Below are 15,769 nucleotides of genomic sequence, written 5' to 3'. Positions count from 1 at the left end.
ATCTAGCCAACGTAGTTGCCGGGGCTAAGACCCCGCTGCGCAAGCCACGGCACCGGGTCGATTCGGTTGGTGCCGTTGACCAAAACCTCGAAGTGGCAGTGCGGACCGGTGGAGTTACCGCGGTTGCCCATCGTCGCGATCTGATCGCCTGCCATCACCCGATCGCCCTTGCTGACGAGCCAGGTGTTCACGTGCCCGTACAGCGTCACGGTGCCGTCGGCATGCCGGATCTTGACCCAGGCGCCGTAGCCGGCCGTCGGGCCCGCGTCGATGACGACGCCATCGGCGACGGCGTAGATCGGCGTGCCGATCGAGTTGGCGATGTCGATGCCGGCATGCAGCACACCCCAGCGGTAGCCGAAGCCCGAGGTGAAGACGCCCTTCGTGTACATCACGAACAGCGGCCGGTTCAGCCGGGCCTCGCGCTCGGCCCGCTCCTGGGCGAACGCGGCGGCCTTGGTGACCTCCTCGGCGTGCACCGACTCATTGGCGGCCGGGGCCACCGAGACGATCTGCATGCCGTCGGTTGACCCGGTGACGAGCCCGCCGCCCATGGTCGACGAATCTGCGGCGAGGACGGCCTCCGTCGGCTTCTTGTGGTCGGAGGCGTTCGACATCGTGTACGCGCCTGCCGCGGTAGCGCCGACCGCCATCGCGGCGACCATCAGCCTGCCCTTGACGGGCACGTCCTGCTTGCGATGCAGACCGCGCCGGCCGGAGATGTCGATGATGTCGGTCTCGTCCACGCCGTCGCTGGTGTCGGTGTGGCTGTCCCGGTAGGCGTGCGACGCGCGACGCTCGACGCGCGGGTCCGGCCGGAACTGTGACGGCACCGCCAGTCGCAGCGGGATCAGATTGTCTGTGTCATGCAGGTCATCGAGCTCGGGGGCATGGATGACTTGCGACTCGCGGTCGAACGCACAGTTCTCGCGGAACTCCAGATCAGCGAGGTCGCCGAATTCGTTGAACGGAATGATGTCGGTGATCGCGGCGTCGTAATTGACTGCTGCGTAAGGATTTCCGTCGGTGGGGTCGTTCGTCGAGACTCCGTCAGGAGCGGGAGACAAACGATGCCTTGCCAACCTGCAATGTCCTTCTAGCCGTGACCGAAACGTGATCTGGACCAGAGGCACGTTAACCAAATCCCAATGTTGGCCGCAACCCGAGGATGTATTCCACCGGGGGATTGTGACTTGTATCACGTGTTGGCCGGCGGTGAGATCTACCACATGAGCGGTAGGCGGTGCAGAACCCGCTAGTTCGTGTGGATAAAGTTCCCCCTGGCCCGTCGGGCACAAACCTTCGACGTCAACGCACAAAGACAGTGAGTCAATGGATCTCTTCGAATACCAAGCGAAAGAGCTGTTCGCGAAGCACAACGTGCCCACCACGCCGGGTCGGGTGACCGACACCGCCGAGGGCGCCAAGGCCATCGCCGAGGAAATCGGCCGGCCGGTCATGGTCAAGGCCCAGGTGAAGGCAGGCGGCCGCGGTAAGGCCGGCGGCGTGAAGTACGCCGCCACTCCCGACGACGCGTTCACTCACGCGCAGAACATCCTCGGCCTGGACATCAAGGGCCACATCGTGAAGAAGCTGCTGGTCGCGGAGGCGAGCGATATCGCAGAGGAGTACTACATCTCCTTCCTGCTCGACCGCGCCAACCGCACCTACCTGGCGATGTGCTCGGTCGAGGGCGGCATGGAGATCGAAGAGGTTGCAGCGACGAAGCCCGAGCGGCTGGCCAAGGTGCCCGTCAACGCCGTCAAGGGAGTCGACCTGGCGTTCGCCCGCTCGATCGCCGAGCAGGGCCACCTGCCCGCCGAGGTGCTCGACGCGGCGGCCGTGACGATCCAGAAGCTGTGGGAGGTGTTCGTCGCCGAGGACGCCACGCTGGTCGAGGTGAACCCGTTGGTGCGCACGCCCGACGACCAGATCCTGGCGCTGGACGGCAAGGTCACCCTCGACGCCAACGCCGACTTCCGGCAGCCCGAGCACGCGCTGTTCGAGGACCGCGACGCCACCGATCCGCTGGAGCTCAAGGCCAAGGAGAACGACCTCAACTACGTCAAGCTCGACGGTGAGGTCGGCATCATCGGCAACGGCGCGGGCCTGGTGATGTCCACCCTCGACGTCGTCGCCTACGCAGGCGAGAAGCATGGCGGCGTGAAGCCGGCCAACTTCCTCGACATCGGCGGCGGCGCCTCGGCCGAGGTGATGGCCGCAGGACTCGACGTCATTCTCAACGACGCTCAGGTCAAGAGCGTGTTCGTCAACGTGTTCGGCGGCATCACGGCATGCGACGCCGTCGCCAACGGCATCGTCAAGGCGCTGCAGATCCTCGGCGACGAAGCGAACAAGCCACTCGTGGTCCGGCTCGACGGCAACAACGTCGAAGAAGGCCGTCGCATCCTGGCCGAGGCCAACCACCCGCTGGTGACCGAGGTCGGCACGATGGACGAAGCCGCCGACGTAGCGGCCGCCAAGGCCGCCGAAGCCGCGAACGCCTAGAACCTAAAAGGAGAAATGACCCATGGCTATTTTTCTGACCTCCGAAAGCAAGGTCATCGTCCAGGGCATCACCGGCGGCGAGGCCACCACGCACACCGCCCGCATGCTCAAGGCAGGCACGCAGATCCTCGGCGGCGTCAACGCGCGCAAGGCCGGAACGACGGTGTCGCACGTCGACAAGGAAGGCAAGAACGTCGACCTTCCCGTGTTCGGCACCGTCAAAGAGGCCATGGAGAAGACCGGCGCCGACGTGTCGATCATCTTCGTGCCGCCGAAGTTCGCCAAGGACGCGATCATCGAGGCCATCGACGCCGAGATCCCGCTGCTCGTCGTGATCACCGAGGGAATTCCGGTGCAGGACAGCGCATATGCGTGGGCCTATAACGTCGAGAAGGGCAACAAGACCCGCATCATCGGGCCCAACTGCCCCGGCATCATCACCCCGGGCCAGTCGCTGGTCGGCATCACTCCTGCCAACATCAGCGGCCCCGGCCCGATCGGGCTGGTGTCCAAGTCAGGCACGTTGACCTACCAGATGATGTTCGAATTGCGCGATTTCGGCTTCACGACATCGATCGGCATCGGCGGTGACCCGGTCATCGGCACCACGCACATCGATGCCATCGAGGCCTTCGAGAAGGACCCCGAAACCAAGGTCATCGTGATGATCGGCGAGATCGGCGGCGACGCCGAGGAGCGTGCGGCCGACTACATCAAGGCCAACGTGTCCAAGCCGGTCGTCGGCTACGTCGCGGGATTCACCGCGCCCGAGGGCAAGACGATGGGCCACGCGGGCGCGATCGTGTCCGGTTCGTCGGGCACCGCGCAGGCGAAGAAGGAGGCCCTCGAGGCCGCGGGCGTCAAGGTGGGCAAGACCCCTTCTGAGACCGCGCGCCTGGCCAGGGAGATCCTGCAGAGCCTGTAATCCCCAGCTGCACGTGGGCCCACTCGGTGTGAACTAGGCCGCAGGATTAGGAACGCGTTCTAGTTATCGATTAGCCTGACGAATTAACACGCGTCAGGAGGTCTGTAATGGTCGATCCGCGGACTCCGGTGGTCGTCGGCGTCGGCCAGTTCACCGAACGCATCGACGACGCCGACTATCGCGGCATGTCCGCGGTCGAGTTGGCGACCGAAGCTGTGCGGGCGGCGCTGGCCGATACGGGCGCTGCGGGCGTCGCGAAAGCGGTCGACACGGTCTTCGGGCTGCGACAGTTCGAGATCTCCGGGCCGATGCCCGCCGCGCTCGGTAAATCGAACAACTACCCGCGGTCGGTGATGCAACGCGTGGGTGGCGATCCCGCCCGCGTGGTGCTGGAACCCGTTGGGGGACAGAGCCCGCAGAAGCTCGTCACCGAGGCGGGCAACGCGATCGCGGCGGGCGAAGCCGACGTCGTGATGATCATGGGTTCTGAGCCGGGGTCGACGGCGCGCTACTTCGCCAACCGGGAAGACAAGCCGGATTTCACCGAGCATGTCGAGGGGCAACTCGAGGACCGCGGCCACCAGATCTTCAGCTATATCGACGACTACACCATCCAGCATGGTCTGACCGGCGCGCCCGTTCAGTATGGGCTTCTCGAGAACGCCCGCCGCGCAAGGCTGGGGCTCAGCGTCGTCGACTATCGCCGAAAAATGGCCGAACTGTTCGCGCCGCTCTCGAAAGTCGCTGCGAAGAACCCGTTTTCGTCCTCACCGGTGGAACGCTCGGTCGAGGAGATCATCACGGTCTCGGGCGACAACCGGATGATCTGCGACCCGTATCCGCGTCTGCTCGTCGCACGCGATCAGGTCAACCAAGGCGCGGCCGCGGTGATGATGTCGGTCGAGGCGGCCAAACGACTCGGTGTGCCCGAGGAGAAGTGGGTCTACGTTCACGGCCATTCCGACATGGTCGAGCAGGCGACGCTGGACCGCGAAGACCTCGGCGCCAGCCCCGCATCGGTGCTGGCCGTGCGAGAAGCGTTGCGGGTGGCCGGGATCGGCGTCGACGACATCGCCACCTTCGACCTCTACAGCTGCTTCCCGTTCCCGGTCTTCGTCATCTGCGAGGCCCTCGGTATCGACGGTGACGATCCGCGTGGTCTGACGCTGACCGGCGGACTGCCGTACTTCGGCGGGCCCGGCAACAGCTACTCATTGCACGCCATCGCCGAGACGGTGAGTGAAATGCGCCAGGCGCCAGGGCGATTCGGCTTCGTCGGAGCCAACGGCGGCATCATGAGCAAGTACTCCGTCGGCATCTACTCCACCGAACCCGTCGAATGGCGCACCGACCGCAGCGAGGCGCTCAAACAGGAGATCGCCGAGCTACCCAAGGTGCCAGTGACACGCAATCCGGACGGCGCGGCAACCATCGAGACCTACTCGGTGCGCTATGACTGGCCGATCCGGACCGGGATCATCGTCGGCCGCCTTGACTCCGACAACAGCCGGTTCATGGCCACCACCGAGGACGACGATCTGGTCGCGCTGATGTCCGATGACGATCCCCTTGGTGCGCAGATCAGCGTGTGGTCCACCGAACACGGCAATCGCGCTAGCCTCGCTTAGTCCGCGACGTGCGTCCTCGGGATTCGAACCGGTTTCGCTTGGGCTGGTTTCCATTTCTGCGGCGATGTTCGGCATGAGGATCGTCGAACACCCGGGCAATGAGTGGGCTGATGGATGGCATGTCATGTCCTCTCGATCGGTGACGCGTGCTCACCCATGACTGTTGCCGTGCGCTCGGCATCCTTTGCACGTAGACCCGTACGCGCTTTTTTGCGCCGGTACTACCTAGCGAGCAGAAGTCAAACGAGCGCGGCCAGCTTGCCGGCCAACCGCTCGACGTAACCGGCGACGTCATCCGGTGACTTGTCGGGCAGGCCGAACAGCACCTCCGTCACGCCGAGTTCGGCCCACCGCGCCAACTTGTCCGGATCCGGCTTGAAGTCCAGCGCGACGATCTGTGGGGCGCCGTCGCGGCCGGCCGAGGCCCAGGTGTCCTGCAACAACTTGACCGGCTCGTCGATGTCGAAGTCGCGCGGCGTGGTGATCCAGCCGTCCGCGGACCGGGCGATCCACTTGAAGTTCTTCTCGGTGCCCGCCGCGCCGACGAGCACCGGAATGTGGGACTGAATCGGCTTGGGCCAGGCCCACGAAGGACCGAAGTTGACGAATTCGCCTTCGTAGGAAGCTTCTTCCTGCGTCCACAACGCCCGCATGGCTTCCAGATACTCGCGCAGCATGGTGCGCCGCCGTCCTGGCGGCACGTTGTGGTCGGCGAGTTCGTCTGTGTTCCAACCGAATCCGACGCCCAGGCTGACCCGGCCGCCCGACAAGTGGTCCAACGTCGCGATCGACTTGGCCAGCGTGATCGGGTCATGCTCGACCGGCAATGCGACCGCCGTCGACAACCTCACACGAGAGGTCACGGCACACGCCGCCCCCAGGCTGACCCATGGATCCAGCGTGCGCATGTACCGGTCGTCGGGCAGCGACTCGTCGCCGGTGGTGGGGTGGGCGGCCTGCCGTTTGATCGGGATGTGAGTGTGTTCGGGCACGTAGAACGTGGTGAAGCCGTGATCATCGGCGAGCTTGGCTGCCGCCGCAGGGGTGATGCCGCGGTCGCTGGTGAAAAGTACGAGCCCGTAGTCCATTCAAGAATTAGAACGTGTTCTAGTCCGAAGGGCAAGGCCGGGTCCCCTCTGCTGGTCAATGTGCCCACAGGTACCGCTGCCGAATAAACGCGTAGCCGCGTACGTGTGCCAGCCGATCGTCGACACGGGAAAGTTCAGGATGTGATTACCGGGGGGAATACACGAACGAAGGTGCGCGAGTGGGTGCATCGCTACCTGCCGTGCGAAATCGCCGGAACCGTAGGGGAGTTGGGCGGCGCGGCGATTGCATACCTGGCGACGGGCTCACTGGCCGCGGCGGCGATCACCGCGACGATCGGAGCGTCGGCCGGCTACTACGCAACCGCGTACGTCAGCGCTGTGCGCTGGAGCTGTCGCGCCCACGGAGCGTTGATGTCCAGCCTGCTTGCGCTGCGGAGCGTGGCCGTCGAGTTCGGGCCTGCCGAACTGGTCGACAGCGTCGCCGTGCGGCCGGTCGCGTTCTACGTCGGCCCGCTGATCTTTGACAACACGATCATCGGCTGGATCTTCGGCAAGCTCGTCGCGGACCTCGCCTTCTACTTCTGCGCCATCTTCGCTTACGAACGGTTCAAGGGTCTGCTCGCACGACCGCGAGCGCAGGAGGTGAGTGATGAATCCGTCTCGGAGATCGCAGCTGCGTGAGGACATGTCCGCAGATGCCGGACGACTCGCGACACTGGCCGCACGCCACGGCACACCGCTGTTGGTGCTGCAGCCCCATTTGGTGGCGCGCCGCTACCGCGAGCTGACCGAGAAGCTGCCGGGCTTCCGCATGCACTACGCGGTGAAGGCATCGCCGCATCCGCTTGTGCTGTCGACGATCGCGATCTGTGGCGGCTGGTTCGACGTCGCCACCAGCGCCGAAGTCGATCTGCTGCAGGGGCTCGCGCTGCCGATGGACCGTTGCATCCACACCAACCCGATCAAGAAGCCCTCCGACATCGACCACGCGTATGCCGCGGGCATTCGGACGTTCGTCGTCGAAAATCCTTGTGAAGTACAGAAATTCGCGGGCCGACCGAGCGACATCGAGCTGCTGGTGCGGCTGGCGTTCCGCAACCCGAACGCAAAGTCCGACCTCTCGTCGAAATTCGGCACCCTCCCCGCGGATGCGGAGTTGCTCGTCAAGCACGTCGTCGCAGCGGGCGTCCAGTTCGCCGGTTTCAGTTTTCACGTCGGCAGCCAGAGCGCGTCGGCCGAGCCGTACGGCGTGGCATTGCGCGCCACCCTGGAGCTCATCGCGCACATCGCCGAGAGCCTGGACGTGCGCACCCGCGTCATCGACATCGGCGGCGGTTTCCCAGTCGCCTATCGCGAGTCCGTGCCAACCATCGATGCCGTGGCCGACGTCATCGACGACGTGCTCGGCGCACAGCGAGACGACTTCACATTCCTTGCTGAGCCGGGCCGGTATCTGGCAGCGGACAGCATGACACTGCTCACCAGCGTCGTCGGAACCGCGGAGCGCGGCGGTCAGGTCTGGCACTACCTCGACGACGGGCTTTACGGCAGCTACTCGAACGTGATGACGGAGGACGTACACCCGCCGATCCTCGCGCTGAGCGAACTCGCCGACGGCGACGTCTCGTGCGAGCCGGTGACGCTGGCGGGCCCGACGTGCGACAGCGTCGACGTGATCGCTCGTGACTACCCGATGCCTGCGCTCGAGGTCGGCGACATCCTGGTGAGCCCGATGATGGGCGCCTACACCAGCGTCACGGCGTCACGGTTCAACGGGATTCCGGCGACGCCGATCGTGATGTCTTAGGTTCAGCGCGACGTGTGCTAGTCGGAGCTGTCGCCGCCCTTCTTCTTACCGCCCGTGGTTGATCCGGCCGCGTTGTCAGCCTTCTTGGTCGTCTTCTTGGTGGTGGTTCCGGTTGCGCTTTGGTTGTTTGTCGCCGACGCACCGCCGACTTTGAAGGTGTTGATCGCGACGCCGGGATTCGTCTTCGTCACGGTGAGAGCATTTCTCAGAATCGTCCCGGCAAGCGCGAGCGGCCCGGGGCCGGCTGAAACCGTGTTGTTTCTGCCGAGGAAGTTGAAGCCGGCGTTCAAGTTGCCTGGCCCGCCTGCGGTGATCGTATTGCCACCACCCCCGGTATTCACGGCGACGTCGAGGCTGCCCGGACCGCCTGCCGTCAGTTTGTTGCCGCTGCTGAAGAAGTTGAGGGCAGTGGTGAAATTGCTGCCTGGGCCACCAGCTATCAATGTGTTGTCGCTGCCGCCGATGTTCCTCGCGGAGTTGAAGAATCCGCCTTCCGTCCTGACGACGTTGCCGCTGCCGCCCAGGAGATTAATGGCGGCGGTCCGATATCCGCCAACGGTCGTGACGCTGTTTCCGTCGCCGAACAGGTTGCGCGCGAAGTTGCCCGTGCCACCGAATACCTGCGCGGATCCGTTGTTGCCGAGAAGGTTTACTGCCGCGTTCGAATTGCCGCCAACGATCTTGACGCTGTTTGTGTTGCCGAGAATGTTGCGAGCGAAGTTGAAATACCCGCCCTGAGTCGTGACCTCGTTGTGGCTGCCAAGCAGGTTGGTGGCCTGGTTCACGAAACTGCCTTGTGTCGACACGACGTTGCTGTTGCCGCCGATGTTGAATGCCCAGTTGAGCAAGCCACCCAGCGCCGAGGCGGAATTGTTGCTGCCGAACAGTGAGGCGGCCAAGTTCAAAACAGACCCCGCACTTGTCACCGCAGTGGCGCCGGTACCGATCGCGAACGCGGCGCCCAACAATCCATCGGCATGAGCGGTCGCCCCGTTGCCGACTGCGAACGCGAAACTGAACGGTGCGCTGGTGCAGTCGGAGCTGTTGCCGATCCCGAAAATCGACACGCAGCTCGCACTCGCCGGTGGTGCTGATCCCAACCCGGCACTGACGAATAGTCCGGTCGCGACGGTGCCGGCGACAAGTGCGCCGGTGACCTTGCGCGGAGAATCGATGATTCTGGAGGTAGACACGTCGTTGTCCAATCCTGAGCGAATGAAGTGGCTGCGCCCGACAAGCCTATGGTCGCGAGGGCCAAGATCACGGCAAATTTTACGGATCAGTTAACACAGTGGCGATAGTCGCAGTCGTCAGTCCTCAGCTATTGACTGATGCGTCGCCCCTCCCGGCACCGCTGAAGCCGCCCGCATCTGAAGTTGTTGCGGCTCACCCGGACCGATGCAATGAACGTGTACTCGAGACTTAGCTTCACCGCGATCCATACCGCTGACCGCGGGCGGCAGGTGCGCTGATATGGCACACCATGACGACCGAACACATCGCAGACCACGTCAAGTTCGCGTACTGGGTGCCCAACGTCAGCGGCGGCCTGGTCACCAGCGACATCGAGCAGCGCACCGACTGGAACTACGAATACAACGCCAAGCTCGCGCAGACCGCCGAGAACAACGGCTTCGAGTACGCGCTGAGCCAGGTCCGCTACGAGGCCAGCTACGGCGCCGAGTATCAGCACGAGTCGACCAGCTTCAGCCTGGCGCTGCTGCTGGCCACCCAGAAGCTCAAGGTCATCGCCGCCGTGCACCCGGGGTTGTGGCAGCCCGGCGTGCTGGCCAAGCTCGGCGCGACGGCCGATCACCTTTCGGGCGGCCGGTTCGCTGTCAACGTGGTGTCCGGTTGGTTCAAGGACGAGTTCACCCATCTCGGCGAGCCGTGGCTCGAACACGACGAGCGCTACCGGCGCAGCGCGGAGTTCCTGCAGGTGCTGCGCAAGATCTGGACCGAGGACGACGTTGATTTCCGCGGCGACTTCTACCGCATCCACGACTTCACGCTGAAGCCCAAGCCCCTCAACACGCCTGAGCGGCCCAACCCCGAGATCTTCCAAGGCGGCAACTCCACCGCCGCGCGCCGCAACGGTGGCTATTACGCCGACTGGTACTTCTCCAACGGCAAGGATTTCGACGGCGTCACCGAACAAGTCGTCGAGGTGCGCGACCACGCCCGCGATGCCGGACGGGAGGTCCGCTTCGGGCTCAACGGGTTCATCATCGCCCGCGACACCGAGAAGGAAGCGAAGGACGTCCTGCGGGAAATCGTCGACAAGGCCAACCGTCCCGCAGTCGAGGGATTCCGTTCGGCTGTGCAGCAGGCCGGCAACTCGACGTCGGACAAGCGCGGTATGTGGGCCGATTCCACGTTCGAGGATTTGGTGCAGTACAACGATGGATTCCGCACGCAACTGATCGGCACGCCCGAGCAGATCGCGGAACGCGTTGCGGCGTACCGCAAACGCGGTGTCGACCTGATCCTCGGAGGCTTCCTGCACTTCCAGGAGGAGATCGAGTACTTCGGTTCGCGGGTGCTGCCGCTGGTGCGGGAAATCGAAGATTCTGAACAAGATTCGATTGATTCGCCGGTGCTGGTGTCCGCCTGAGTGCAGACGGGCGCGGCCTTCACATGTGGGTGCGCTAGCGTGGTTGTCTGAATCGCTTCGGCCAGCACAGGAGAGGTCATGACCTACCCGCCCGGTAGCCCCGGATATCCACCCGCGCAGCAACCGACCACTCAGTACGCAGCGCCCACTCAGCAGTTCGGCAAGTTGGGTGAACCCGCTTCTGCGTCTCCTGCCGCCGAGGGCCCGAGCAAGTTGCCGGTGTATCTGACCGCCGCGGTGGCCGCGCTCGGTCTCGCGGTGTACCTGTCGAGCTACGCCCCGCAGTTCGCCGCAAGTGCCGACTTCTTCACACCCACGCTGCTCGACCTCGGCGTGGTGGCGTCGCTTCTCGGTGGTCTGATCGCCGGGGTCGGCCTGGTCCCCAGGCAGCGGATCGTGCCCGCCCTGGTGGCTGTGCTTTCCGTGCTGGGCTTCCTGCTCGTGATCGCCATCGTGCTCACGGCGCCGCAAGGCGTCGAGATCAAGTACGGCCTCTACCTCATCATCGCGTTCAGCGTGGTGCAGGCCATCCTCGCTGTCGCGGTGCTGCTGTTCGACGCCGGTGTCCTCACGCCGCCTGCGCCCAAGCCCCGCTTCGAGCCGCAGCCGTACGGCCAGTACGGCGGCCCGGGACCGTACTACGGACAGCCGCATCAGCCGGGTCCGCCGCCTCAGCAGCAACACCGTCCCGGTTACCCATCGCAATACGGCGGCGGCTACCAGGGCGGTCCGTCGTCGGGCGGTTACTCCGGCGGCCAACAGGGCGGCCAGCAGAGCGGCCCGCCGACGCCACCGACCGGTTTCCCCACCTATGGGCAGCCGCCGTCGTCCGGCAACGCAGGCGACTCGAGCAGTGCGCCGACGACACAGGTGCCCATGCAGCAGTCGCCTTCCACACAGTCCGCCCCGCCGCCGTCGTAGTCTGGGCCGCGCGTGCGTCAACTTCGCGCGCGTGAGCTAGCGCGAGGAGCGGCCCCACCCGTGGACCAACGACCAGTCGGCACACGCCAGGCGCGTGAGCTGCTTCGGGTCGCATTCGGGCCGTCGGTGGTTGCGCTGGTCGTCATTGCGGCGGTGGTGTTGCTGCAGTTGCTGATCGCCAACAGCGATATGACCAGCGCCCTCGGTGCGACCGCCAGCATTTGGCTTGGGGTGCACCAGGTGCCGGTGTCGATCGGCGGTCGCGAGCTCGGGGTGATGCCGCTGCTGCCGGTGCTGGCGATGGTGTGGGGGACCGCGCGCACGACGGCGTCGGTGACCGCACCGCAGGCGTCCCGGTTCGTCACCCGGTGGGTGGTCGGTGCGGCGCTGGGCGGGCCGCTGCTGATCGCGGCGATCTCACTGGCAGTCATCCACGATGCGGCGTCGGTGCTGACCGAACTGCAGACACCGAGTGCGCTGCGGGCCTTCGGCGGTGTGCTGGCCGTACATGCGATCGGCGCAGTGATCGGAGTCGGCTCGCGCATCGGCCGTCGGACGCTGCTGGCCTCGCCGCTGCCGCAGTGGCTGCCCGACGCGTTCCGCGCGGCGGCCGCCGGGGTGCTTGCGTTGGTCGGCCTTTCCGGTGTCGTGATGGTCGGCTCGCTGGTCGTGCACTGGTCGACGATGCATGACCTGTACGCGATCACCGACTCGGTGTTCGGGCAGTTCAGCCTGACCGTGCTGTCGGCGCTGTACGCGCCGAACGTGATGATCGGGACGGCCGCCGTCGCGGTCGGGTCGAGTGCGCACGTCGGGCTGGCCACCTTCAGTTCGTTCACGGTCTTCGGCGGCGACATCCCGGCGCTGCCGGTACTGGCGGCGGTGCCGTCACCGCCGCTGGGCCCGGTGTGGGTGGCACTGCTGATTGTGGCGGCGGCATCCGCGGTGGCCGTCGGCCAGCAATGCGCGCGCCGGCCCCTTCCACTGCTGCCTGCGCTGGGCAAGCTCATCGTCGCGGCCGTCACAGCGGCAGCCACGATGGCGCTGCTCGGCTTCGCCGGTGGCGGTCGGCTTGGCAACTTCGGTGACGTCGGCGTCGACCAGGTCACTTTTGCGCCCGCGGTGTTCGTGTGGTTCGTGGGTATCGGGGCGCTGACGGTGGCGATGTCGGGTGGCATTGCGCGACGGCCCAAGCGCGTCAAGCCCGAGCCCGAGCCCGAGCCCGAGCCTGAACCAGAACCCGAGCCCGAACCAGAAGCAGAACCAGAAGCCGAGCCCCGACCCGAGCCCGAGGTGAGCGAGGACGAGATGCTCGATGACGTGCCCGACGACGAGTATCCGGAGGACCCCGAGGATCACTTCGTTGCTGACGACGACGCCGCGCGCGACGGTAAGGGTGAAACCGCCGAGTAGGCACCCACTATTGTCTGAGGCGTGCAGCAACCGCTTCGTGTGCCTCCCAGTGCACCGGCGCGGCTCGTAGTTCTGGCTTCGGGAACCGGTTCGCTGCTGGAATCGTTGCTCGAGGCCGCCGTCGACGAGTACCCCGGCCGCATCGTCGCGGTCGGCGCCGACCGGGACTGCCGGGCTCTTGAAATCGCTGCGGCGGCGTCGCTGCCCACGTACACCGCGCGGCTGGGCGACTACGCTAGCCGGGACGCCTGGGACGCCGCGATGACAGAGGCCACCGCCGCGCACGAGCCGGATCTCATTGTGTCCGCGGGCTTTATGAAAATCCTTGGCTGGCAGTTTCTTTCGCGATTCATGGGCCGGATCGTCAACACGCACCCCGCGCTGCTGCCCGCATTTCCCGGCGCGCACGCGGTGTCCGAGGCGCTGGCCTACGGCGTCAAGGTGACCGGTTGCAGCGTGCATCTCGTCGACGCCGGAACAGACACCGGGCCGATTCTCGCGCAGCAGCCCGTGCCCGTCCTCGACGACGACGACGAAGCGACGCTGCACGAGCGCATCAAGGTGGTCGAACGACGGCTGCTGGTAGACGTTTTGGAAGCTCTGGCCACCCGCGGCGTGACCTGGGCCGGACGAAAGGCGACGATAGGATGACAGAAGTAGGACGCAGGCCGATTCGTCGCGCACTGATCAGCGTCTACGACAAGACCGGGCTCGCCGAGTTGGCCCGGGGTCTGCATGACGCGGGCGTGGACATCGTCTCCACCGGATCGACCGCCAAAACCATTGCAGCCGACGGTGTTCCGGTGACGCCGGTCGAGGAGGTGACCGGCTTCCCCGAGGTGCTCGACGGCCGGGTGAAGACTCTGCATCCGCACGTGCATGCGGGTCTGCTCGCCGATCAGCGCAAGCCCGAACATGTTTCGGCGCTGGCCGACCTCGGTATCGCGGCGTTCGAACTGGTGGTGGTCAACCTGTATCCGTTCACCGAGACCGTCGACTCAGGCGCGAGCGTCGACGAGTGCGTCGAGCAGATCGACATCGGGGGCCCGTCGATGGTGCGCGCCGCCGCGAAGAACCATCCCAGCGTCGCGGTGGTCGTCGACCCGCTCGGATACGACGGCGTGCTGGCGGCGGTGCGTGCGGGCGGCTTCACACTCGATGAGCGAAAGAAGCTGGCGTCATTGGCCTTTCGGCACACTGCCGAGTACGACGTCGCGGTGGCTTCGTGGATGGGATCGGTGCTCGCACCGGAAGAGCCTTCGGTGCCCCTTCCCTCGTGGCTCGGTGCGACGTGGAAGCGCGCCGAGGTGCTGCGCTACGGCGAGAACCCGCATCAGCAGGCTGCGCTGTACCGCAACGACGCCGCGTGGCCCGGCTTGGCGCAGGCCGAGCAGCTGCACGGAAAAGAGATGTCCTACAACAACTACACCGACGCCGATGCCGCCTGGCGGGCCGCGTTCGACCATGAAGAGATCTGCGTGGCGATCATCAAGCACGCCAACCCATGCGGAATCGCGGTCTCGTCGGTCTCGGTGGCCGACGCGCACCGCAAGGCTCACGAATGCGACCCGTTGTCGGCGTTCGGCGGGGTGATCGCGGCGAACACCACGGTCTCCGTGGAGATGGCCGAAACCGTCGCCGAGATCTTCACCGAGGTCATCATCGCGCCGGCGTATGAGCCAGGGGCCGTGGAAGTGCTTGCGCGCAAGAAGAATGTCCGCGTGCTCGTCGCTTCCGAGCCGCAACCGGGGGGCGCCGAGTTCCGGCAGATCAGCGGCGGCCTGCTGCTGCAACAGCGCGATGCGATCGACGCGGCGGGCGACGACCCGAACAATTGGACGCTTGCCACCGGTTCGCCCGCCGACCCGGAGACGTTGGCGGACCTGAAGTTCGCGTGGCGGACGTGTCGTGCGGTGAAGTCCAACGCGATCGTCGTGGCCAAGAACGGCGCAACGGTCGGCGTCGGCATGGGCCAGGTGAACCGCGTCGACGCGGCCCGGTTAGCCGTCGAGCGCGGTGGGGATCGCGTCGATGGCGCGGTCGCGGCATCGGATGCGTTCTTCCCGTTCCCCGACGGGCTGGAGACGCTGACCGACGCGGGTGTGAAAGCCGTCGTGCATCCCGGCGGATCGATGCGCGACGACGTGGTCACCGAAGCGGCGGCCAAAGCGGGAATCACGCTGTACCTGACGGGCGCTCGGCACTTCGCCCACTGAGTTCCCGCGCGAAACGGGCGCGACCCGTTATTTTTCACAAGATGATCTGCGCGTCGAGGGCTGCCACCGTCGTTCTGATGGTGGCCACGGGGCTGATCGCGTCATGCACGCGATACGTCGATGACGCACGCGCCGTCGCCGGCGACGATCAGTCGACCACGGCTTCCCAATGCGAAACGGTCGACGCCCCGTTGACGACGATCCCGCCTCTCAAGCACGGCGAGCCGGTGATGAAGATTCCACAACCGCAGGAGTGGACGCGCTCGACGAAGCTGGATTCGGAGCTGATCCGATTCGCGATGGTCAGCCGCATCCCCGGCACCCACGGTTCTGCAGCGAGCGCGGTGGTGACGCTGGAGAAGCCGCCGGGCATCGAGGAAGCCGACGTGATCTTCGAGATGCAGCGCCATGCGCTCGAAACGATGGCGGGCGCCACCGACCTGCACGTCAGCGAGCACACCCTGTGCGGCCTGCCCGCCGAGACGGTGCAGTATCGGACACCCGAGACGGGGCGAATCGATCCGCACCCCGCGACCGTGGTGATCGTAGTGATCCACGTCGAAGACAGCACATACGCGGCGACTCTCACGGTGGGCAGCGACGCCACCGACAACCCCACCTTCCAGCGCGACGCCGACATGATTCTCAAGGGATTCCAGCTGTTGCCGCCTCCCGGCTGATGGAGCCC

Annotated in this window: 14 protein-coding genes; 11 read left to right on the top strand and 3 right to left on the bottom strand. The window is 65.6% G+C overall.

The genetic code is table 11. The annotated features are described in order from the left end of the window. Nucleotides 1-2: 2 nt before the first annotated feature. Entirely contained in the window at nucleotides 3-1,082 is a 1,080-nt protein-coding gene (locus GGC64_RS34340; protein ID WP_192727097.1) for a M23 family metallopeptidase, read from the bottom strand. Between the two features lie 250 nt (nucleotides 1,083-1,332). Between GGC64_RS34340 and sucC the strand changes: the two genes are divergently transcribed. From sucC to GGC64_RS34325, 3 genes are all read left to right on the top strand, one after another. Beyond that, complete coding sequence (sucC, locus tag GGC64_RS34335; protein ID WP_192727096.1) at nucleotides 1,333-2,508, top strand: ADP-forming succinate--CoA ligase subunit beta; 1,176 nt, start codon at nucleotides 1,333-1,335, stop codon at nucleotides 2,506-2,508. 22 nt (nucleotides 2,509-2,530) lie between these two features. Then, nucleotides 2,531-3,433, top strand: a complete 903-nt coding sequence (gene sucD, locus GGC64_RS34330; RefSeq protein WP_192727095.1) for a succinate--CoA ligase subunit alpha — start codon at nucleotides 2,531-2,533, stop codon at nucleotides 3,431-3,433. A 107-nt stretch (nucleotides 3,434-3,540) separates the two neighbouring features. Continuing rightward, on the top strand, nucleotides 3,541-5,061 hold the full coding sequence (locus tag GGC64_RS34325) for an acetyl-CoA acetyltransferase (protein ID WP_192727094.1): 1,521 nt from the start codon (nucleotides 3,541-3,543) through the stop codon (nucleotides 5,059-5,061). A 239-nt stretch (nucleotides 5,062-5,300) separates the two neighbouring features. Here the strand turns inward: GGC64_RS34325 and GGC64_RS34320 are convergent, their stop codons facing one another. After that, nucleotides 5,301-6,149 carry an LLM class F420-dependent oxidoreductase gene (locus GGC64_RS34320; RefSeq protein WP_192727093.1) on the bottom strand — a complete coding sequence of 283 codons (849 nt, stop codon included), beginning with the start codon at nucleotides 6,147-6,149 and terminating at the stop codon, nucleotides 5,301-5,303. Between the two features lie 171 nt (nucleotides 6,150-6,320). Between GGC64_RS34320 and GGC64_RS34315 the strand changes: the two genes are divergently transcribed. Both GGC64_RS34315 and GGC64_RS34310 read left to right on the top strand, forming a co-directional pair. Beyond that, nucleotides 6,321-6,791 carry a hypothetical protein gene (locus tag GGC64_RS34315; RefSeq protein WP_370582491.1) on the top strand — a complete coding sequence of 157 codons (471 nt, stop codon included), beginning with the start codon at nucleotides 6,321-6,323 and terminating at the stop codon, nucleotides 6,789-6,791. A 4-nt stretch (nucleotides 6,792-6,795) separates the two neighbouring features. Beyond that, nucleotides 6,796-7,917, top strand: coding sequence for a type III PLP-dependent enzyme (locus GGC64_RS34310; protein WP_225952889.1), 1,122 nt, complete (start codon nucleotides 6,796-6,798; stop codon nucleotides 7,915-7,917). Nucleotides 7,918-7,934: 17 nt separating this feature from the next. On the opposite strand, the gene GGC64_RS34305 is transcribed toward GGC64_RS34310, so the two are convergent. Then, nucleotides 7,935-9,110, bottom strand: coding sequence for a hypothetical protein (locus tag GGC64_RS34305; RefSeq protein WP_192727090.1), 1,176 nt, complete (start codon nucleotides 9,108-9,110; stop codon nucleotides 7,935-7,937). A 290-nt stretch (nucleotides 9,111-9,400) separates the two neighbouring features. On the opposite strand from GGC64_RS34305, the gene sfnG reads away from it, so the two are divergent. The 6 genes from sfnG to GGC64_RS34275 all read left to right on the top strand — a co-directional run bounded on the left by sfnG (nucleotide 9,401) and on the right by GGC64_RS34275 (nucleotide 15,761). Then, entirely contained in the window at nucleotides 9,401-10,531 is a 1,131-nt protein-coding gene (sfnG, locus tag GGC64_RS34300) for a dimethylsulfone monooxygenase SfnG (protein WP_192727089.1), read from the top strand. A 78-nt stretch (nucleotides 10,532-10,609) separates the two neighbouring features. Next, nucleotides 10,610-11,452 (top strand): DUF5336 domain-containing protein, encoded by an 843-nt coding sequence (locus GGC64_RS34295; RefSeq protein WP_192727088.1) that lies wholly within the window; start codon nucleotides 10,610-10,612, stop codon nucleotides 11,450-11,452. Between the two features lie 60 nt (nucleotides 11,453-11,512). Then, on the top strand, nucleotides 11,513-12,865 hold the full coding sequence (locus GGC64_RS34290) for a DUF6350 family protein (RefSeq protein ID WP_192727087.1): 1,353 nt from the start codon (nucleotides 11,513-11,515) through the stop codon (nucleotides 12,863-12,865). Nucleotides 12,866-12,886: 21 nt separating this feature from the next. Next, entirely contained in the window at nucleotides 12,887-13,516 is a 630-nt protein-coding gene (purN, locus tag GGC64_RS34285) for a phosphoribosylglycinamide formyltransferase (RefSeq protein WP_192727086.1), read from the top strand. Continuing rightward, nucleotides 13,513-15,081, top strand: a complete 1,569-nt coding sequence (gene purH, locus GGC64_RS34280; protein ID WP_192727085.1) for a bifunctional phosphoribosylaminoimidazolecarboxamide formyltransferase/IMP cyclohydrolase — start codon at nucleotides 13,513-13,515, stop codon at nucleotides 15,079-15,081. The genes purN and purH overlap by 4 nt, the downstream gene beginning before the upstream one ends. Before the next feature lie 41 nt (nucleotides 15,082-15,122). Next, complete coding sequence (locus GGC64_RS34275) at nucleotides 15,123-15,761, top strand: LpqN/LpqT family lipoprotein (RefSeq protein WP_192727084.1); 639 nt, start codon at nucleotides 15,123-15,125, stop codon at nucleotides 15,759-15,761. Nucleotides 15,762-15,769 lie beyond the last annotated feature (8 nt).

The sequence above is a fragment of the Mycobacterium sp. OAS707 genome, from assembly GCF_014873705.1.
In the GTDB taxonomy this organism is placed as follows: domain Bacteria; phylum Actinomycetota; class Actinomycetes; order Mycobacteriales; family Mycobacteriaceae; genus Mycobacterium.
The sequence above is the reverse complement of the archived record's forward strand: the minus strand, read 5'-3'. Positions and strand labels throughout refer to the sequence as shown.